This window comes from Nocardia sp. NPDC051832 (assembly GCF_040681285.1).
GTDB lineage: Bacteria > Actinomycetota > Actinomycetes > Mycobacteriales > Mycobacteriaceae > Nocardia.
This window is the reverse complement of record NZ_JBFAYL010000011.1, coordinates 27,148-45,451: the sequence shown is the minus strand read 5'-3', so window position 1 is coordinate 45,451 and position 18,304 is coordinate 27,148. Positions and strand designations below refer to the sequence as shown.

Here is an 18,304-nt window from a genome sequence, read left to right as displayed (position 1 = left end):
GTAACTTATCGGACTTCCCAGGTATCCGCGAGGCGGATAGTGTCACTGAAATAGCCCCTCTGATCTGCGGTAATCCTGCAGATCAGAGGAATAAGGGCGGGTCAGGCGTTTCAGTGTTACGCTCGCAATCAGACGCAACACTTGTGTCCGCAACCACCCAGCCCTGCGGCTGGGTTTTCTTGTTTCCCACCTCTATTCATCCGAGCCCCCAGCGCACGCTGGGGGCTTTTTTGTGCCCAAAAGGAGAGCCGCCGTTGATGACCCAGATTTCGTCGATGCTGTCGGCCGGCGTGTGGCCACTGGTCTTGCTCGTCGGCGGTGTCGTCGTGGTGACCCTTGTTGCCTTGTGCCGGGCCGAGGTCAACGATGTACCCAAAGTGTTCGCATCGTTCGCGGACGCGTTTGGAATCCACCGCCATACCCCAGATCCCTCCCGCGACTGCGAACTCGGCACCCTGCCCGCCCCACTCGATGCCGCCTGCGAGCACGATGAGGGCGGGCAGGATTTGCGGGAGGAGGACGAATGAGCCGTCGGCGCCACGGCCGGGCCTATGCCGATCGCGATCCGGTCATGAACAGTGCGTCCGACCGCGTCGATGGAGAGCGATTCACCGCTTTCTTCGAGGTGGCCCTCGCCCGACTGCCCATTGTCGATGCCCTTATCGTCCGCCAGGTCATGGAAGGAAAGCCGTTCTCGGCGATCGCCATGAGCAACGCTATGACCGAGAAGAGCATCCGGCGGAGCTTCGCCAAAGCGCTGACCGATCTCGAGAACGCTTTCGAAGCCGACGGGCTGCGGGAGTACCTCCATGACGACTTCACCCGGACACTGGCGCAACTACACCGCCAGGGCGGCATCTCCACACCGCAACGAGTGTGGTGTGAGCGCCACGAAAAGTGGTGCGACCAGGAGAAATCCGAGCGCGACAGGTGCGCAGGCTGCCCCTGCAAGGTCGACCGGCACCCCATCGATACCGGACCGGGACGGCCGCGGCGATACTGCGACAAAGCCTGCAAGCAGGCCGCGTATCGGCGACGCCGCAGTTCTGGTGACGATCGCGCAGCCGCTGAACCGCTGTCGTGCGGTGTACTAGATGACAGGCTGAGCTTGACGCGAGGAGGAAAGTGATGCCTGACAGCACCTTCGGTGTCGAGTTGCTGAGATTCCGGGTGTGGTTCCCGGTCTATATGCCTGACGGCGAGGGCGAGATCTGGTTCAACGCCCACGGTCCGGTATTGCCGCGGATCGGAGAACGTCCGGCGCCTCGAAGCTGACTCCACACCCGCGAAGTGGAGATCAGCATGCCCGTCATCGACCATCCTGATGCGACATAACTGCGACATCGGCATGCGACCCTCAACCCTGTCCCACATCAGGCAGGAGAATCCGCCATGACCGATAGCGAGAACTTCGACGTTGCAACCGTGGAGCTGGAAGCCATGCGCTCGGCTTACAGAGCACTTGCGCCCCTCGATGAGGCAGGCCGGCACCGCGCGCTGCGCTGGCTCTTCGAGGTGCTCGACGTGGGAGTGCACATGCGAATGCCGCTCCCACCCAGCTGACCGAACGCTCCTGAAGCGGGTAGCCAGGCTGCCACTATCGAGATGGGCCCTCGTAGCTGCGGGCGTCCAAGTGCGCCAAAGCTTCTGCGGCCAGCGGCAGCAGGTCCTCCCGCATGCGGTAGCCCACGATCTTCGACTTGCGTGGATCCGGTGCCCGACGTTCCTCTACCAGACGCGGTGCAGGCAGGCGGTTGGTCACGCGGCCAGCGGCCCGCACCAGTGGTGTCCGCATGCTCGCGAGGGATTTGTGGCCGGTGATCTCCTTGATCTGCTCGACGGTGGCCCATCCACCGTGGTCGACCAGGATCTGTACCAGCCAGATACTTGATGGCCCTACTTTCTCGAGGATCCGCGTGATCAACTCGGCATCCCAGACCATGTCTGGTCCTTCTGCCGCTCGCACATGAACGGACTCGGCGATCGGGAGCCGTTCGGCAAGGGCCACGTGCGCGGCGAGCAGCCCCAACTGGATCCGCGCCTCCATGGATAAGTCCGTGGTGCTGTCGGCTTGTTGCACCGCGGCCGTCAGCTGCTCGCGCGCGATCTCGAGCGCATCGACATCCCCCAGGCCCATGCAGATCAGGGTATCGGCATCCGTGCAGAAGATCGGCGAAACCGTTGGCGTGCAACGCGACCCGATGCGGCCTGACGCCACGGCCGACTTACAGCGCGCGGCGTAGCACCTCGGGTGTCGGCTGTGAGGTCTCAGGAGATGTATTTCTGTGCGCGAAACCGGAAGCCGCGCAGTGCAGTCGGCCGAATCGAGCGGAGTGGGCCCGCCTCGGTGGATGGGGCCGTGCCGTGGAACTTCAGGCTCAGGGTGGTGAATCTTCGGGCTGCTGAGCCAGCGCCGCGGCGATCTGCGCAGCGGTGTCGTCGGCCCACTCGACGGCGCTGCCCACATCGCGGTCGGTCACTTGCCGGTGGATCGTGCCGTCCGCCTCATGATGGCCAGCGGCGCGGTCGCAGATGAAGTGCCGGGCTTGGTTGTCGTCAGTGGCCGCGGCCGGCACGTCCAGCTCGGCGGCGCAAGCAGGAGCGTCGATCGGAACGAATAGCCCGTGAGCGAACAGCGCCTCGATGACGGTGCTGCCGGGAACGTCGTTGATGAAGGCCAGGGCCTGGACCTTGTCGCCGCTCATGCGGCGACCGTACAGGTTGTCGGTGCCGGGTCGTACCCTTCCGGCCATGGGCCCAGATACGGCAACGCATTTGCGGATTTTCAAGGCCTACGATCGGCCCGCCACGCTGTCGTTGCTGAGTGTGCGGGTGATCGTGGTCCGTGACCGTCGCCTCAGCTGGACCGCCATCGGGATGCTGTCGTATCTGCTGACCCAGCAGAGCCGCGTCGTGGACTACTACAGGCCAGCTATCGCGGGCCGGGGTCGGATCACTGTCGAGCAACTGGCCGACGCCGTTGCGCTGCTGGTCGAATGCGGCTATCTCGTCCCATTCGAAGATGGCTGGCGCGTGCGCTCCCGCGGAGATCGCAAACAACGCTATCCCTACGGCTGAGCTCTGACCTTGAAAGTGTCCGCGTGGTGTTGTCCGTGGGGCAAGCCACTCCGAACTGCAATGCGGCGTAACGGAACCCTGCTGGAAGCGCCACGCGATCACGACCCGGGCCACGGAAGTACCACGCTTCGTGCACGGAGCTCAGGGCTCTACGAGCTTCATCGCTGCGCGGTAGACGCGACTCAGTTCCCACGAGGTGACGACGATGCAGAGCGCGATTGCGAAGAATGCTGCGCCCGCCACGATCTCTTCGGTGGTCGCGGCCCCGCGTGACCAGGCCCCGAGTAGGCCTAGTGCGGCGACGCCAAGGACGGCGGCTTCGATTCCGGCGAGCTGGAGCAGTCGTGAGAGGGGGAGGTGCTCGATCAGGGTGTCGACGCCGAAGATGCAGATCGCGAGCAGCACGCCACTGATTGCTATGACCGCCGCTGCAGTGCTGTTGCCGCTGCGGAACTCGTCATCGTCCGGTGCAGCCAGATGGATGCACACCCCGATGCCGACCGTGCTGGCCACCGCGCACGCCATCATCGCGCGGATGGTCCAGCGGCGGCGGGTGTACAGCTTCATCCAGGCGGCTGCGGACGGCCTGCGCTGCGGTTCTTTGATGTCGACCTGTTTGCGGCGAAGCATCAGCGGATCTCCTTCTAATGGGGGGTGATCTGGTCAGCAATTCGGTTGGAAGGGGAAGCAGCCGCGCGAGGGCACGGGCGCGGGCGCGGGCGCGGCTGGGGGCGCTTCGACGACGACTGGTTCGGTTTCCGGTGGCGGCGCCTGTTCGGCTGATGTGGTCGGCTGCTCGGTGAGCGAGGTCGTGGCGGGGGTCGGGGAGTCGCTCGCTTCGGAATCCTTGATGTCGGTGACAGCCCAGATGCCACCGGCGATCATGGCGAAAACCACGGCAGCGATTGCCGCAGAGCGGGCCCGGGAACGGCGGCTGGAGGTTTCGGCCAGCAGTTGGGGAAATGGCACGGCGTATTCGCCCGGCTTGTAGGAGTCCGTGCGGCCGAGATCAGGGTTGTCGATCGGTTCAGGTTTCTGGGCGGGTGGTGTCGGCATGCTGATGGGCTCGGGTCTGGGGAATGAGGTGGGCGGGCGGCGCGCGAACGAGTAGTCGGGGGCGAATGGGTCGATGACGTCGCGGCCGGAGGTTGGTGGCGCGGTGGGGGTGTGGCTCGGAAAGCCGTGTGCGAGCAGCTGCGCGTGGGTGACCGCTGTGACGCCGAGGCGCTGCAGCACGGCGAGGACCACCTCGGCGGTCCAGGGGCTTTCCTTGCGGCGTGCGGTGCCGCGTAGCCAGCCCATCATCCCCGCGGGCCCAACCAGTACGTCGCGTCCGGTCGGCATCGGCCCCTTGTCCAGGGTGACCTCGGCGCCGCGAGCCGGGAGCACCAGCACCAGCCCTGCGACGAACAAGCCCTGCCCGCCGGCCTCTTCGACGAGGTGTTTGAGGTCGTACATGCGGCCGGTGACCTGGTCCAGGGGTGAGGTGTCGCCGGTGCGGACGTGCACGGGGTCGCCGGGCACGCCGGGCATGCTCCATCTGCCGTTGGCGGGGCATTTCATCGTTCCGCTGTCCTCGGTGAGCATGCCTTTGACCTCGACGACCGCGCAGGTTTCGGGGGTGAGAACGACCAGGTCGGCCTCGTAGGTGCGCTGGCTGCGGCGGTCTTCGATCTGGCATCCCGAGATCACGAGGCCTGGTGCGTCGTGGTTGCGTAGCCAGCCGATGACGCGGCGTTCGGTTCCTGGAATGTTGGTGCGGTCGCCGTTGATGACCAGCATGTGGGTCACCCCTCCCTGTTTGTGTGCTCGCCGTCTCAGGCGATGTCGAAATGGTATAGCCGCCGACCGACAGCGTTCTGCAATCGATCTTGTTGTGGCGCAACACCTCTGGCCGAGTCGAACTGATGATGTTCGGGTCCGCTCGTGGTGTCAGCTCTACCGAACCCGCACTCGGCGAGTCGCGCCGCCGGGTGCGGGCCCCTATAGATCCATGTGCCAGTTGGTGGCGCCGGCGGCGAGGAGGATGGGTTGCGGGTCGGGGGCGGTGCAGAACATCCAGCAGCGTGCGGTTGTGGCATCCGCGGTGGCCAGCGCCGTGGGGGAGGTGGAGGCCGGGTGCGTGGCCGTGGAGTTCTCGGCATCGACGGGAGTGGGATCGGCGGGTGCGCAGAACATCCAGCAGCCGTCGGTCTGGGGCGCGGAAGCGCTGGCGGTGGGCGATGCCGGCACCGAGGGTTCGCGGTCGTAGGTCAGCAGCGCCGAAGCCTGTAGCACGATCGCGACGGCGGCCAGCGCGAACAGCAGGAACGGGGTGCGGAGGAGAAAGGCGATAGCGTCGCCGGCGTGGTGGACCAGAACGCGTGTGGCTCGCGCGGCGAAGGCCAGGGGAATCCGGCGGGGGATGGGGGTGCTGAGTTTCGTCATGGCCTTCTCCTGTGTCGACGTCCAAATCTGCTAACAGTCTAGCCTTTCAGACTTGCAGCAGTCCGTACTTGGGAGAAGAAAAGAAAAAGCCCGGAGCGTGTAGCTCCGGGCTTTCGTGGACGATTATTCTTCGTCCTTCTTCGGCTTGAATTTTTCGACCAGCTTGTCGAACACGGCTGGATCTTCCTGCGCGAGCTCGACGAGTGTCTCGACCATGTCGCGACGGGTGACCGCCCCATTCGAGCGGCCGGTGCGCCGACCGGCCGCGCCGGCCGCCCGCTTGACCAGCTCGTCCCACTCGTCCGCTTTCGACGGGGTCATCTTCAGGGTCCAGGTCAGCAGGTCGGAGGCCATGAAAGCATCATAGGCTTCCGAACTGTCATCAGTCTAGGAGTCTGATTTCGCATCTCCACCCCCCGCGGACCGGAGGGCACCGCGTTTTCGTCACTGTGACAGACAGGCGACTCCGGTATGACACAACAACTCCGGCGCGACCTCATCGCCCACTCACTGGCCCAGGCTGACCGCGTGGACAGCGCGCCCGGCGCGGAATGTGGTGGTGGGGGATCGGCCGACGCCATCGGCCGGTCCCCACCGGGGGACGGTGCTCGACTGCATCCCACTGCGTGAGTCCCGACATCGAACACCGTAGACACCCCACCACTACTTTGAGTTATCGGCGGTATTTGAGCCAGAGTCCGAAGATCGCGATGATGAATGCGCTTGCGGCGCCGAGGATCTGCGGTCCTGCCTCGGCGACGACCACCAGGACGAGCATGCTGGCGATGATCGCGAGCAGCACCAGGACGTCCAGCAGGTGCCGCGATCCGCCGTGGTGGTGCCCTGGAAGTTCGGGCTCTGCTGGGGAATTCGAGATCTCGATCGGGTTGAGGTCTTCCGGATCGGTGGGTCGAGAGGGGACGATCACAAGTGCTCGCTTTCGAGTGGGCGTATCCCGGGCGGATCGGCGGCCTGACCTTCGAAACCTGGTTGCCGATCCGTTCCGGCGCGGGGCCGGGTTGGTCACATCGCCCAGAAATTCAATGTTGCGCACCAGTTTTCGGTCAATCCCGATAACCATCTGAGCTGCACATCTCCCGATAATTCGGGGTTTTCGGGCCGCGATACCGAGTTTTCTGGACGCGATCCCCAGTTTTCGGTGACACTGAAAGGTCTTGTCGGGCAAGGGTGGGCTGAAAAGGACACGGGTGTCGGACCAGAAACGAGGAGGGCGGCCGCTGGTCACGGACCCGGCCAAATTGCCTGCGCAGATGCCTGACGATGTCAAAGCACTGGTCATTGAGCTGAAACTGCTGTTGAAGCGCGCTGGCCTGACCTGCATTCGAGTCGCTAACGGATTACAGCGACCCTTGACCTCCCAGCAGTTCTACGAGCAACTCCGCCGGGTTTCGGGTCCGCCCCCGTTCCTGTACACGGCGATCGTGCAGGCCGCCGCCGATCAGCTGCAGATTCCCTACGCCGAACTGCATGCCGAACTGAAACCGCTGCATGACGCGGTCTATGGATCATCGGCCGCCCGTGTTTCACCGGCTCCAGCCAAGGTGATCACTTCAGCGCTGCCCGACGACACGACCGCGGTGGTCAATCGGCGGAGTGCCAGCAAGTGGCTGCTCGAGATGCTGCGCGGTGCAATGGAAACCGAGGCCATCGCCGAGCTCGACAGCCGGTTCCACGGCGACGATATGGCGCTGGCAAAGGTGCTGATCGACCTCAGCGAAGTCGACCTGTTCGCTGTCGCGCTGCTGCTGGACACGCTCGCCGAGACCGATTACTCCCGGGCGCTAGCGATTCATCGGGTGATCACCGGGCTGGACAAGCGGGCTGCGGCCGAGATCTCCGAGGTCTGCGACGGCATGGCGGCGGCAGAGAAGGCCATCGCCGTCGAGCACGAGCAGATGCTGTCTGATCGCGATCCTGATGTCGGGGCCGGCCAACGGATTGCCTCGCTGCTGAAGCAGGAACGGGGAGTCGGTCGTGTCGTGCGGGAGATCCGCATCAAAGTCGAGCAGGACATCCACGCGGCCCAGAAACTGGATACGGCCGTCAGAATCGCGGCCCGACGTCGCGAACGGAACACTAGAGCCAGGCCAACGTGCAGCAGAGCTTTTCGCAACATGATCCACGGAATAGCCGGCAACGGCACCCTCGATGACGCTCGGGTGATGGCCCGACTCTTGCACGCTCTTCATGGTGTCGGAGACCTCCAGTCCTTGGACCACTGTGTGACGGCACTGTTCGATCTACCGAAGGTGTACATGCACCTCAGCTTGAGCGAGACCGCGTCGGAGGTGTTCGAGCATCTGAAGCGCGAGACTGCACTGCAGATCGTGTCGGGTATCTGCACGGACGCCCGGCTATCCGATGAAATCGACGGGCTGACAACATATTCGGAGCTGAGGGCTTTGCTCTACGCTCTCACCGACCGCGTTCTCACAAATGTCGCCCGCGGCGTGGCCAGCCTGCCCCCCAACGCCGATTTCAGCGTGGGCCATTTCGTCGAGTGCCTTCCCAACACGGCCGCGTTCTGGTCCCACCTCGTGGCGGACTCGAAAGACGAGTCGGCGGGCGTGCTGATCGAACGGGCCGTGATCGACTGGATGAGCAGAGATCCTGATCAAGCGGGTCCGATCGAAGACTTCCCGCCGCTGCGCGGCATCGCCAACGCGCTGATCGATGTCGATGCCACCTCGCGGATGCGTGCCGCAGTGCTCGGTAAGCCCCCGAATTCTCCGGTTACAGCCCTGGTGCAAAACCTGGCCCTGAAACGAAGCGGATTTGGGATGGCGGTGGTGCGGGTGATGCTGCTCATCCGCCATCTGCGGATCGAGGGACTGCTCCACGCACTCGTGAGCGACCGCGAATCCGGTGTTGCCTTCGTACGAGCAGTCCTTCTCCAAACCCGCGACCCGTTTACGCTGTTTAGCCTTTTATTAGAAGGCCTGCCCACATTGGCTCCTCCGGTCTGCGACGTGATCACAGCCAGCTTCGATCCGGGTTATGCGCTCCCTGGCGATGAACTGCCGATGCCTATCTGGCTCAGCAAGACCGTCCTCGATCGGCAGGCGCAGATGGACTCGACCGGAGTTTGGGCCAGGTTTGAGAAAAGGTTGCGCATGGACGGTAGTGACCGCGCGGCGGCCGCCATCGCCTCCTACAACCACCCCTCGCGGGTTTCGATAGAGCCGGACAGCGATGCGCCGAATCCGCCGACATTGGGAAAGACCTGAAGCTGAACGCGGAGCAGCGGTCCAAAACTCCGCTTCTGGCCTGCCCAACCCCCTTCCGGGAATTTGTCACCGTGACGGCAACCTGGAGGCGGCGCACCCGGACCGAGGCGACCCTTTACGGCTGTAAAGGGTCGGCGGTGTGATGCAGTCGGTTCCCGCCGCGCCGAGTCAAGCAAACGCGCAGTCTCCGCGAGTTCACGTAGGCTCCCAAGCGGTCGCCGCTACGGCGACAGATCAACACCAAATCCGAAGTAGCCCACCGTGGGTGGGTGAAGCGTACGGAGGAATACATGGCTGATGCCGTAGTCCGGACTGTGCTGAGCCAGAAGGGCGGGGTCGGGAAGTCGACGATCTCGATGAACCTGGCCGCCACCACCGCCGATGTACATACCGGCGGAGACCCCACCGCAGACTCGCAGACCTCGCTGGTCAGCATCGACCCCCAGGGCTCGGTCCTCTGGTGGGGCAATCGCGTCCCCGATCTCCCGTTCGGCATCGTCCAGGCCCGCCACGACCAGGTGGACCTGCTGCGCAAACTGCCGAAATCCCCGACAGAGAAAAGCTTCTGGGTAGACACCCCGGGCTGGATGGGCCACGACGGCAGCGCCGACGACCCGATCGCCGGGCTGCCCTTCGCCAAGGCCCTGCACGCGGTTCTCGACGTGTCGACCACGGTGATCGTCCCGATGATGCCGGAATCGCTGTGCTTCGATCCCACCGCCCGCACGATCGAGAAGCTGCTCGAACCCCGCGGACTGGATTTCGTCGTGGTCATCAACAACTGGGATCCGCGCGACGGTGAGGTCGATCTCGAGCAGACGAGGTTATTCGTACAGAAGCAGGGCTGGCCCCTGGCGAAGACCGTCCTGCGGCGCTGGAAGCTGCATTCCCGAGCCGCGGCCGAGGGCGCGGTCGTCACCACCTACCCGCGCAACCGCGCCGGAATGGAAAGCCGCAGCGACTTCGCCAAGCTGGCCATCGAGCTGAACGTGGGGGTCCGCTGATGGCACGCGGAAGGACCGACCTGTCCAGCCTCGTCGGCGACACCGGCTCGAACTCGGTGGTCGACCCCGCCAACACCACCCCGGCGCCCGGCACGGACCCGCTCGCGGTCGCTGTCGCCGACGTTGCGCGCAACCCTCGCAATCCGCGCCGGCCGAACCCCGATGTCTCCGATCTGGAGTCCATCACCGAGAAGCAACTCCAGCCCGCCCGCGGCGTATCCCGAGAGGCGTACCTACGGCTCTACCCGGGGGATGAGGAACAGATCGGGGACGCGAAGGTCGTCGCGATCCTCGGCAACCGGCGCCACTTCGCCTGCGAGAAGTTCGGCGTTGAGAAGATCGACATCGTCGTCGACGACGAGATGGCGAAGGACCGCGCGACCCTGCGCGCGTGGGCGTTGCGGGAGAACATCGACCGCCAGAACCTCGACATCATCGAGGAAGCCGAAGCGCTCAAAGCCCAGGCCGAAGAACTCGGCTCACAGGCGAAAGCCGCCCGGTCCATCGGCCGCAGCGAAGGCTTCGTCTCCCAACGCCTCAGCCTGCTGAAGCTCGATCCCGATCTGCAGGAGAAGGTGCGGGCAGGGGAGCTGGCGATCGAGCGGGCACGAGAACTGGCGATCATCCCCACCGAGGACCAGGTGCGACTCTGGCAGGAAATCGAGGTCGCCAAGCAGCTCGCCAAGATCAAGGGCGAAACACCACCGGCACCGAAGCCGCCCAAGCAGCCCGTGGGGATACCGGCCATGGCCAGAACAATCAAGAAATGGAACGCCCAGCCAGAGTCTCTCGCTGCCGCCCTGTCGGAGATGGACCGCGGCAAGCTCGAGCAGCTCGTCGCGAAGCTCAACGAGCACTTGAGCACACCACAAGGCTGACCCTTTACGACCGTAAAGGGTCGCTGTGTCGGGTCGTTTTCGCACACCCTTTACGGCCGTAAAGGGTGTGCGGCTCGACCGACGCGCATCTGCGTACGGGAGGCACCGAGCTTGCCCGGTTCGAACCCGACACCCTTTACGGCCGTAAAGGGTGCCTCGGCTACTCGCCCGACTGGGACACGAACTCCGCAGCAGCGGGTGAGGGCGTGACCTCCATGCGAAACCCCAAGATCACCGACTGCTGGGCGGCGTAGCCGATGACTGCTTCATAGCCGCCGCGATGGGCGGGATCGTCGGCACCCCCGCCGAAGAGCGAGTGGCGCATTGGCCACAACTCGATGATCTGGTCCAGTCGGGCTCGGTTCAGGGGCCACCCACCAGGGTGTTACGAAAGTCAGGATCTCCTCGGACGCCACCGATACCAGCTCTGACCTGCTGTTTTAATTAGTATTGAGCTTGGGTTCGGCGGGTGCTACCGTTCTCCCCAGCGGCACCCTTGTGCCCGACCAGCTCCGGCTTCATCGCCGGGGCTTTTTTTATGCCCCCAGTTGACTAACTTCCAGGCCCTTGGCATTCGCCGGGGGCCTTTCTCGTATCAAAGGAGTGTTGCGTGGACATCATCAAAGCCCTGGTGAACGGGGGGTTGTGGCCGCTGGCCCTGTTTTTCGGCGCCGTGAGCGTCACCACCGTCATCGCGCTGCTCCGCGCTGATCGAAAAGACATCCCTCTCGTCTTCAGATCGTTTGCGGAGGCGTTCGGGATCCATCCACGCCCCGCCGTGACCGACGCAAACGCAACCGATGTCCACGAGCAAACCCCAGGCAGCAACAGAGACGGCGAGCCAACCGCTTCCGAGGGTGGCGAGAATGTAGGCGGCTCAACCGAACCTTCCGAGATCCAGTCCAGCACAAGCGAGAACGGCGACGACGGTGCATAGGCGATTCTCCGACCGGGATCCAGTCGGCGACCATGTCACCGAACTGGTGGCGTTGGCGCAACTGGATGCCGATATGCAGCGCAGGCTCGACGACATCGGCAGACACTCCAGCCTCCGCCAAGCCGCCACGGCCCGGTATCTGACCGGCACCCCCATCCAGCAGATCGCAGCCGAACGCCGCGACGTCGTCGACGACGTCCGCCGGGCTATCCGCCTGGGGCTACGGGAAATACTTGGACTCGAAGCTACGGCGACCCCGATTGCGCCTGAAACCGACTTCGATCACGCCCAGCTACAGCGCCGCCTCACTGCTCTGCAGCTGCCGCGCATTGTCTGCTCCCAACACGGCGAGGTAGACCTCCGGGGACAACCCCGCTGCATCGCCTGCGAATGCGAAGTGCCCCAACAGGAAAGTCCGATCGGAACCAGCCAAGGCCGACCACGGCTGTACTGCAGCAACGCCTGCAAGCAGCGCAGCTATCGCCAACGCCGTGCTGGAATGGCAACTGCTCCTGATCGTGCAGTTACTTCCCGTAGACGAGAGTTCGATCCTCGCAGCACAAACTACAGCCGCGGGAGAAACTACCTGGCAGTCCGACAGTTGCCAGTGCCTATCAGTAATCCCTACCGCGCCGCCATCACCCAATTCGCCACAGCGCTACGCAACCTGCACAGTCTGCGTTCGAGGCGGCTAGAGCTGTTTGGAGTCAGAGTATCCGACCTAAGCTACCTGTCCGATCGCTCGGAAGTCACCATCCACGACCTGTACCCTTCAGCCATTTCGAACCGTCAGCGAACAAGGACCATGCGCCGGCTGCGGGAATTTGATTTGAGCGACGGATCGCAAAGGTTGCTGTCCGCAGGCTTAGAAGTCAGGGTCCGCGAACTGGACGTTTTCCTCGCTTGGAAGCGTCGGCGAACAGGGACTCTGCCCTGGCTGCAGCTGACTGATAGCCACCGATCGCGACGGCAACTGGCCGATCATGTTTCCGCCCCTGCCCTCCCCGTCCCCGACAGCCTGTTCGAACGGTGCGACGTCGGAATCCGCGATTACGGCACCTTCCACACGCTGGCCCCGCCCCCGGCGCCAAAGCGCGGACAGCAACCGACGCAACTGTCGTCCTGGTCCAGCGACCTGCAACGTCGGTCCAATCGCATCGACCCGCCCTCTCACCACATCAACGCACACATCACTGGGTCGCCGAACACCACGCTCAACTGCAAGGAGCGGCCAGCACTGTCGCTCAGGCCCGTCCTCCCAGTCGATGTCCGCTCACTAGTCCCGAGTCTGGCCGTGTCCGATCCCCTTCGGAGAGACACACATCGAGCGATCCCGCTGAGGGCCCGCACTGCGCGCCAAACCCATGGCCCGCGGCGACAGAATCCGCGTCGAACAGTTCATCGAGGTCGTCGCCACGCTCGCAGACGGTGACTCGCCGACAATTGCCACCTGAAGCTACGAGGTGAAGTTCGACAGCATCCGCGCCATCGGCTACGTAGCCGATGAGTTGCGGTTGCTGTCACGCAACGCCAACGACATCACGCGCGCGTGGCCCGAGCTCGCCGGGCTGGCCCCGGTACATCCCGGCATCGTCGTCGACGGCGAGATCGTGGTCTTCGGGCACAACGGCGTGCCCTCGTTCTCAGCGCTGCAGCCTCGCATCCACCAGCGCAATCACGCCGCCGTGGCGGCTCTGGCCGCGGCCGCGCCGGCGACCTACGTCATCTTCGATTTACTCCACATCGGAAACCGCTCGCTGATCGGTCTGCCCTACAGGCAGCGCCGCGAACTGCTTGAGCAGATCGGATTGCAGGGACCGCATTGGCGGATATCGCCGCGGCTACGTGGTCGCGGCGCCGATCTACTGGCCGAGTCCGCCCGCCTGGGGGTCGAGGGACTTGTCTGCAAACACCTGGACTGCCGCTATCTGCCCGAACAGCGCAGCCCGGACTGGACCAAGCTCAAGAACGTCCGCCATCAGGAAGTCGTCATCGCGGGCTGGAGCCCGGGCACAGGTGTGAGGGCGGGGCGGATCGGGTCGCTGGCCGTGGCCGTGCCCGACCCTCACGGGAATCTGGTCTACGCCGGCCACGTCGGCACGGGATTCAGTGCTGCGGCACTGGCTTCGCTGTACACCCGGTTACGGCCCCTGCACCGCATCAGCCCGGTCCTGGGTCACGCTCGCGCCGGGCCGGGGGTGGTGTGGGTGGTGCCGGAGTTGGTCGGAGAAGTCGCCTTCACAGAATGGACCAGCGAGAACCGGTTGCGGCATCCCAGCTGGCGCGGCTTGCGCCCGGACACCCCCCTGGCAGATCAACCTGCCGGATCTGGCGAACTGAACGGCTTCGGAGTCATCGGCTGATCGGCAGCGATCCGTTCAGGCGAACATCGCCGAGGTTCAGTGATTGCAGTTGGCGGACTTCGGCGGCGTGTGAATGACGTAGCCACATGCAGTACAGGTGTGCAGGCGATGCGAGCCGCCGATCGCCTGGCATGCCCGCGAGCCGACAAGGGCTCGACCCGGACCGAGCCGATGCCCGCGTGGACACGCCACCGGCGCCGGTTCTACCCAGGCTCCGCTACGGATTCGATAGAGCCGTCCGGCGTCCTGGACGACGCGACCTTCAACCTGGTACACAGGCCGCCATTCTTCGAACATGTGTACGATAATCGCACAAACTGGGCGGTTGCCAGAGAGAGGATTTGCCAGTGGTGAACGTAGGTGACCGAGTGCGGCTGGGGCCGAGCGGGATATCGATCTTCGAGGTCCTCGAACTCGACGGCGCCGGCCATGCGCTCGTCGAATCGGTGGAGAAGAACGTTCCGGGCTGTTACCCGTTCAACATGGGTGTGGCCAGGCTGGTCGTGGTCGAGCGGCCGTAGCCCTCAGAACAACCAACCGCTGAGGCAAGGGGGATCGCTTTCGCTTCCAGTTCCGGCCCCAGAGGCCTGAAAAGCGCTGAGCACAACGCCTTTCGGACCGTACCGTGAATCGGTGAGCATCGTTTCCGACTACGAGCAGCTGATTGCCGACCAAACCCGCGTACTCGGTGCAGATCACCGCGACACTCTGCTCAGCCTGCGACGGCTGACCGAATTCCAGTACGACTGTGGCGATTTCGCCGGAGCGATCGTCGGCTACGAGCAGTTGCATACTGTCCGCGCACGGACTCTCGGCCCCGATCACGAGGAAACGCTGATCGCTCTTTCCAACCTGGGTACCGCCCGCGCCATGCTGGGTGATTACACCGCGGCGATTGTCGATTACCTGCAGGTCTACGACGGGCGCGTCCGCGCACTCGGGACCGACCACCCTGACACGTTGCGAAGTTTGGAGATGCTGGCAAGCGCGCGTGGATCGGCCGGCGAGCACGAGGAGGCGGCCGCCGATTTCCAGAAGCTGCTCGACGTACGCACTTGCCTGCATGGTGGCGACCATGAGGACACCTTGCGTGCCCGCGGCGACCTCATCTATCAGCGAGGGCTGTTGGTCATCGCCCAGCGCAACGCGACGAAGCCCCAGAACGAGGATTAGCGGCCGCCCAAAGTCCAGACCCTCGAGGAGATCCTGATCGCGATGCAGCTCGCGATCGACCTCACCGACGAGGAGCACGAGGCTATTCGAACCCGCGCCCCAGTCGAACTGGCCGACCGCTTCCTCGACGAATAGGGAATGGTCGGCCAGCGCGGCCTGGCCAGCTTAGCGGGGGCAGGGCGCTCACCGCATCGGCGTTCTCGACAAGTCCGGCGTCGCCCTGCCGAGCGACCTACCAAATGTCTTGATGGACGAGTTGGGGCGCATATCTCGCATCGAGCGGGCGGCACAGGAACGTCTGTTTACGCAGTTCAAAGCGTTGAGAACCGGTCGTGTACGGCTGCGCCGGGGCACGGCCGGGGTACCCGCGCTGTTGGGCGTTCCGCGGTCTGGCTGGTTGGTGGCTCGTTCCTCGAGACCCGGTGGTGGAGAACCGATCCTTCAGGGTGTTTTCGCACTGGCTTCCGTTGCACCCCTGAGGACTAGAAGGACACCATGAGCAACACCACCAGGTTCATCATCGTCGACTGGCGAAAGCTCGCGCGGTACCGGCACCTCCCCGCCGAAGTGGCCGTGCTGAACATGACCGCCGACTATTTCGTCCCTCTGGAGGCGGTCCAGCAGGCCACGCACACCGCCGCGCCGACCCTGCTCGCTACCGCCGCGGTATGCACGGGCTGGAATACCCTGCACGCACTGAAGTCGTGGATCTCCATCGACGTCCGGGTCGGAAGCTTCCGCCTCCGCGTCGGCGCGCACCACGAACACGCCCCCGCCGGCGAACATCGCCGAGAAGCCGGTACCGGGGACATGCCACGTGATCGGCCGATCCGGGGTGTGTAGAACGGATCGGGGTGGCAGCTGCCGTAGCGGGCGGCCCGGTGTCCGGATCGCGTCGTTCCCGAATGACCTGGAGAAATCGGGAATTCGATCTTTTCGATTTCGGGTGGGGAACAGCGATCCATCGGTCGCCTATAAGGGTTGGTATCCGCACGTGGCCGTCGTGGCGGGTCGAGCGTCGGACGTCGGTCCGGCACGGTGTCGAGCACGCGGCAAGGAGGAAGCCGATGGCATCGTCTGACGATGCGAGTACCCCGGCCCGGCGATCACCGGAACAGCCAGGGGCAGAGGAGTTTTCGATCCCGTGCTCAGAGGTCGAGTCCGACGCCGACTATGAGGTGTGTGCGGCGGCGTTGGTGGACTGGGTGCTCGACGGCACCCACCCCGCCGAGCCGGGGCTGGGCCTCGATCTCGCCGTGCGAGAGGTGGTGAGCGAGGACTTCGAACGTAGCGCCGTCGATGAGGAGCTGTATCTGGCGTTGCACGAGCACGACTTCGCCGGGCCGGCCTGGGATGAGTTCGCCGAAACCTTGATCCGTCACGGCGCCTCGGTGTTGACCGGATGGTCGCGCAGCGGCTGGATCTTCAAGGCCCTGCGCGATCACGGTGTCCGGTTAACCCCTCCAGCCACGCAGCTCGAACGCCAACGACTCGGCAGCGAAGGCCGATTTCGCCAAGAGCTGGTCCGGGCATCGGTTGCCTCGGCACTGATCAAGGTCCAGCGCGAACTGCGCGCGGGTAGCGGCTGGAATCCCGACCGCGGCCGGAGTCTGTCGAGCTATTTCGTCGGTGCCTGCGTACTCGCCTTAGGCAACGAGTTCCGCAAATGGCGGCGCCGCGACCATTTCCGATATCCCCGCGACGGGGACCTGGACCCTTTCGAGCTCGCCGACTGCGGCTACGGCGAGTTCTGTCTGTTGGCTCCGTTCCCGGATCCGGAGGCCACCGCGATCACCAATGCGATGTTGCGCGAGGAACTGAGCGGATTGACCGAGCTCGAGCGCGCCATCGTCTGGGCGAAGGTCAACGGCTACACCGCCGCCGAGATCGCCGAGTTGTACCCCGACATCACCAGAAAGGCGATCGAATACCGCTGGGGGCGGCTCAAGCAGGAACACCAATGGGTCGACCGGCTGAGCACGACGAGGAGGCTCTCATGAACCGTTCCGAAGACACCGGTGCCCCGGACCTGAACCGCATCCGTGAGCTGATCGCACGGTCCTCGCTGGGAACCCGCGGCGCTCAGGCTCTGCAGAATCGCACCCCCGATAGCGAGATCGACCACATCCTCGACCTGCGCCAGCACATGCAGCACCACCAATCCCGAGATCTGGAGCCGCAGGCCTGCGAGCCCCGCGGCGTGCCTGTCGGGTCGGACATCGGCATGTGCCCGGAGCTCGATGAATACCTGATCGACGGTCAGCACCGGGTCACAGCCATCCTCGGGTCAGGAGGATTCGGCAAAGCAGCCTTCGCACGCATGCTCGCCCAGGAATGGGTCACCGCCCCCGAGCCTGTCTATGTCGACATGACCGAATTCGCCCAGCCGCTACCGACGCCGGCGCGCACCCTGGTCCAGATCAAGTCCTGGTCCACCGACCCAGCCTGTGTGAAACACAGCCAACCCGGTCACGAACTCGGGGAAAAGCTGTGCCTAGCCGCACGCTTCGATGTCGCCTTCGATCGCTACAGCGAGATGCGGTGCACACCCCCGAGCACGGCGCTGTGGGATCTGCTGACCGTGATGGTCACCAACGCACCCCGCACCGCCCGCCGAGTCCGGCTTCAAGGCATGGACATCGCCTGGACGGTGGCTACCTTCGGCGCCAGCGATTGGCCCGCCGCTCCGGGTGCCGTCGACTGTGGCGTCGACGCCGTCGTGGTCACAGTCACCGGGTCCGGAGCAGAGGGCTTCCTGGTCTCAGCTTATGAAGCGATTGCGAACTACGCCGGCGCCCAACGCCATACACGCGACACCGCACCAGCGGCCAAACATGTACTCGACCAGTTGCGTGATGTCGCCGAGTCTTTCGCCGACGAACTCGCCAAAGCCGACGCCCACCAGCCGCAACCCAAAGAACCCGGCGTGCTGATCATCGTGGACAACGCCGAGGAGGACGTCCCGCTGGTCCGGTTCGACGGCCACGCCGCCACTCTCGTCCGACCCAGTGAACAACACACGACAGAACCGGGCAGCGTGCTGCTCATCGACGACACCGACGGGTTCCGCCACTCGGCATGAGCGACGCCGAACGCATACCCAAAAGTTGACTTATAACGCTGGGTCTGGTGTTCGGCTGAGCAGGGTTGCAGTAAGCGCCGGCGGTGTCGATCAGGACCAGGGGAATCGCCTTCG

The 18,304-nt window shown here is 64.5% G+C and carries 22 protein-coding genes; 15 read left to right on the top strand and 7 right to left on the bottom strand.

Features of this window, described 5'->3' with window-relative positions:
• Positions 1–257 precede the first annotated feature (257 nt).
• The 4 genes from AB0M14_RS37950 to AB0M14_RS37935 all read left to right on the top strand — a co-directional run bounded on the left by AB0M14_RS37950 (position 258) and on the right by AB0M14_RS37935 (position 1,563).
• Positions 258–527 carry a hypothetical protein gene (locus AB0M14_RS37950; protein ID WP_365005166.1) on the top strand — a complete coding sequence of 90 codons (270 nt, stop codon included), beginning with the start codon at positions 258–260 and terminating at the stop codon, positions 525–527.
• Positions 524–1,129: a hypothetical protein gene (locus AB0M14_RS37945; RefSeq protein WP_365005162.1), complete on the top strand. Its 606-nt coding sequence runs from the start codon at positions 524–526 to the stop codon at positions 1,127–1,129. The genes AB0M14_RS37950 and AB0M14_RS37945 overlap by 4 nt, the downstream gene beginning before the upstream one ends.
• Entirely contained in the window at positions 1,129–1,275 is a 147-nt protein-coding gene (locus tag AB0M14_RS37940; RefSeq protein ID WP_365005159.1) for a hypothetical protein, read from the top strand. The genes AB0M14_RS37945 and AB0M14_RS37940 overlap by 1 nt, the downstream gene beginning before the upstream one ends.
• A gap of 117 nt (positions 1,276–1,392) precedes the next feature.
• Positions 1,393–1,563, top strand: coding sequence for a hypothetical protein (locus AB0M14_RS37935; protein ID WP_365005156.1), 171 nt, complete (start codon positions 1,393–1,395; stop codon positions 1,561–1,563).
• 34 nt (positions 1,564–1,597) lie between these two features.
• Here the strand turns inward: AB0M14_RS37935 and AB0M14_RS37930 are convergent, their stop codons facing one another.
• Both AB0M14_RS37930 and AB0M14_RS37925 read right to left on the bottom strand, forming a co-directional pair.
• Positions 1,598–2,137, bottom strand: a complete 540-nt coding sequence (locus AB0M14_RS37930) for a hypothetical protein (RefSeq protein ID WP_365005153.1) — start codon at positions 2,135–2,137, stop codon at positions 1,598–1,600.
• Positions 2,138–2,378: 241 nt separating this feature from the next.
• Positions 2,379–2,705 carry a hypothetical protein gene (locus AB0M14_RS37925; RefSeq protein WP_365005151.1) on the bottom strand — a complete coding sequence of 109 codons (327 nt, stop codon included), beginning with the start codon at positions 2,703–2,705 and terminating at the stop codon, positions 2,379–2,381.
• Positions 2,706–2,751: 46 nt separating this feature from the next.
• Here AB0M14_RS37925 and AB0M14_RS37920 point away from each other — a divergent pair, with 46 nt between their 5' ends.
• Positions 2,752–3,078, top strand: a complete 327-nt coding sequence (locus AB0M14_RS37920) for a hypothetical protein (protein WP_365005148.1) — start codon at positions 2,752–2,754, stop codon at positions 3,076–3,078.
• 141 nt (positions 3,079–3,219) lie between these two features.
• Here the strand turns inward: AB0M14_RS37920 and AB0M14_RS37915 are convergent, their stop codons facing one another.
• The 5 genes from AB0M14_RS37915 to AB0M14_RS37895 all read right to left on the bottom strand — a co-directional run bounded on the left by AB0M14_RS37915 (position 3,220) and on the right by AB0M14_RS37895 (position 6,433).
• Positions 3,220–3,708, bottom strand: coding sequence for a hypothetical protein (locus AB0M14_RS37915; protein ID WP_365005145.1), 489 nt, complete (start codon positions 3,706–3,708; stop codon positions 3,220–3,222).
• Between the two features lie 33 nt (positions 3,709–3,741).
• Positions 3,742–4,860: a nuclease-related domain-containing protein gene (locus AB0M14_RS37910; protein WP_365005208.1), complete on the bottom strand. Its 1,119-nt coding sequence runs from the start codon at positions 4,858–4,860 to the stop codon at positions 3,742–3,744.
• Positions 4,861–5,061: 201 nt separating this feature from the next.
• Positions 5,062–5,505: a hypothetical protein gene (locus tag AB0M14_RS37905; protein WP_365005142.1), complete on the bottom strand. Its 444-nt coding sequence runs from the start codon at positions 5,503–5,505 to the stop codon at positions 5,062–5,064.
• A 123-nt stretch (positions 5,506–5,628) separates the two neighbouring features.
• On the bottom strand, positions 5,629–5,859 hold the full coding sequence (locus tag AB0M14_RS37900; RefSeq protein ID WP_365005140.1) for a hypothetical protein: 231 nt from the start codon (positions 5,857–5,859) through the stop codon (positions 5,629–5,631).
• 319 nt (positions 5,860–6,178) lie between these two features.
• Complete coding sequence (locus AB0M14_RS37895; RefSeq protein ID WP_365005137.1) at positions 6,179–6,433, bottom strand: hypothetical protein; 255 nt, start codon at positions 6,431–6,433, stop codon at positions 6,179–6,181.
• Positions 6,434–6,713: 280 nt separating this feature from the next.
• Here AB0M14_RS37895 and AB0M14_RS37890 point away from each other — a divergent pair, with 280 nt between their 5' ends.
• The 10 genes from AB0M14_RS37890 (at position 6,714) to AB0M14_RS37845 (ending at position 18,190) form a co-directional block, all read left to right on the top strand.
• The gene (locus AB0M14_RS37890) at positions 6,714–8,753 is read left to right on the top strand and encodes a hypothetical protein (RefSeq protein WP_365005134.1); all 2,040 of its coding nucleotides are present in this window, start codon (positions 6,714–6,716) and stop codon (positions 8,751–8,753) included.
• A 290-nt stretch (positions 8,754–9,043) separates the two neighbouring features.
• Entirely contained in the window at positions 9,044–9,757 is a 714-nt protein-coding gene (locus AB0M14_RS37885) for a ParA family protein (protein WP_365005130.1), read from the top strand.
• Positions 9,758–9,813: 56 nt separating this feature from the next.
• Positions 9,814–10,635 carry a peptide transporter gene (locus AB0M14_RS37880; protein ID WP_365005128.1) on the top strand — a complete coding sequence of 274 codons (822 nt, stop codon included), beginning with the start codon at positions 9,814–9,816 and terminating at the stop codon, positions 10,633–10,635.
• A 610-nt stretch (positions 10,636–11,245) separates the two neighbouring features.
• A complete protein-coding gene (locus tag AB0M14_RS37875) occupies positions 11,246–11,572 on the top strand; it encodes a hypothetical protein (protein ID WP_365005125.1) in 327 nt (108 codons plus the stop codon).
• A gap of 1,463 nt (positions 11,573–13,035) precedes the next feature.
• Entirely contained in the window at positions 13,036–13,935 is a 900-nt protein-coding gene (gene ligD, locus AB0M14_RS37870) for a non-homologous end-joining DNA ligase (protein WP_365005122.1), read from the top strand.
• Between the two features lie 347 nt (positions 13,936–14,282).
• A complete protein-coding gene (locus AB0M14_RS37865) occupies positions 14,283–14,456 on the top strand; it encodes a hypothetical protein (RefSeq protein WP_365005119.1) in 174 nt (57 codons plus the stop codon).
• Between the two features lie 112 nt (positions 14,457–14,568).
• Positions 14,569–15,108, top strand: a complete 540-nt coding sequence (locus AB0M14_RS37860; protein WP_365005116.1) for a tetratricopeptide repeat protein — start codon at positions 14,569–14,571, stop codon at positions 15,106–15,108.
• 495 nt (positions 15,109–15,603) lie between these two features.
• Positions 15,604–15,951, top strand: a complete 348-nt coding sequence (locus AB0M14_RS37855; protein WP_365005114.1) for a hypothetical protein — start codon at positions 15,604–15,606, stop codon at positions 15,949–15,951.
• 353 nt (positions 15,952–16,304) lie between these two features.
• Complete coding sequence (locus AB0M14_RS37850) at positions 16,305–17,108, top strand: hypothetical protein (protein WP_365005112.1); 804 nt, start codon at positions 16,305–16,307, stop codon at positions 17,106–17,108.
• Positions 17,105–18,190, top strand: coding sequence for a hypothetical protein (locus AB0M14_RS37845; protein WP_365005110.1), 1,086 nt, complete (start codon positions 17,105–17,107; stop codon positions 18,188–18,190). The genes AB0M14_RS37850 and AB0M14_RS37845 overlap by 4 nt, the downstream gene beginning before the upstream one ends.
• Positions 18,191–18,304: the final 114 nt, after the last annotated feature.

Excerpts from the sequence above, each read along its gene's own strand:
- AB0M14_RS37925 (WP_365005151.1), bottom strand. The coding sequence starts at position 2,705 with ATGAGCGGCGACAAGGTCCAGGCCCTGGCCTTCATCAACGACGTTCCC.
- AB0M14_RS37885 (WP_365005130.1), top strand. The coding sequence starts at position 9,044 with ATGGCTGATGCCGTAGTCCGGACTGTGCTGAGCCAGAAGGGCGGGGTC.
- AB0M14_RS37920 (WP_365005148.1), top strand. The coding sequence starts at position 2,752 with ATGGGCCCAGATACGGCAACGCATTTGCGGATTTTCAAGGCCTACGAT.
- AB0M14_RS37940 (WP_365005159.1), top strand. The coding sequence starts at position 1,129 with ATGCCTGACAGCACCTTCGGTGTCGAGTTGCTGAGATTCCGGGTGTGG.
- AB0M14_RS37900 (WP_365005140.1), bottom strand. The coding sequence starts at position 5,859 with ATGGCCTCCGACCTGCTGACCTGGACCCTGAAGATGACCCCGTCGAAA.
- AB0M14_RS37905 (WP_365005142.1), bottom strand. The coding sequence starts at position 5,505 with ATGACGAAACTCAGCACCCCCATCCCCCGCCGGATTCCCCTGGCCTTC.
- AB0M14_RS37935 (WP_365005156.1), top strand. The coding sequence starts at position 1,393 with ATGACCGATAGCGAGAACTTCGACGTTGCAACCGTGGAGCTGGAAGCC.
- AB0M14_RS37945 (WP_365005162.1), top strand. The coding sequence starts at position 524 with ATGAGCCGTCGGCGCCACGGCCGGGCCTATGCCGATCGCGATCCGGTC.
- AB0M14_RS37845 (WP_365005110.1), top strand. The coding sequence starts at position 17,105 with ATGAACCGTTCCGAAGACACCGGTGCCCCGGACCTGAACCGCATCCGT.
- AB0M14_RS37855 (WP_365005114.1), top strand. The coding sequence starts at position 15,604 with ATGAGCAACACCACCAGGTTCATCATCGTCGACTGGCGAAAGCTCGCG.
- AB0M14_RS37950 (WP_365005166.1), top strand. The coding sequence starts at position 258 with ATGACCCAGATTTCGTCGATGCTGTCGGCCGGCGTGTGGCCACTGGTC.
- AB0M14_RS37915 (WP_365005145.1), bottom strand. The coding sequence starts at position 3,708 with ATGCTTCGCCGCAAACAGGTCGACATCAAAGAACCGCAGCGCAGGCCG.
- AB0M14_RS37910 (WP_365005208.1), bottom strand. The coding sequence starts at position 4,860 with ATGCTGGTCATCAACGGCGACCGCACCAACATTCCAGGAACCGAACGC.
- AB0M14_RS37930 (WP_365005153.1), bottom strand. The coding sequence starts at position 2,137 with ATGGGCCTGGGGGATGTCGATGCGCTCGAGATCGCGCGCGAGCAGCTG.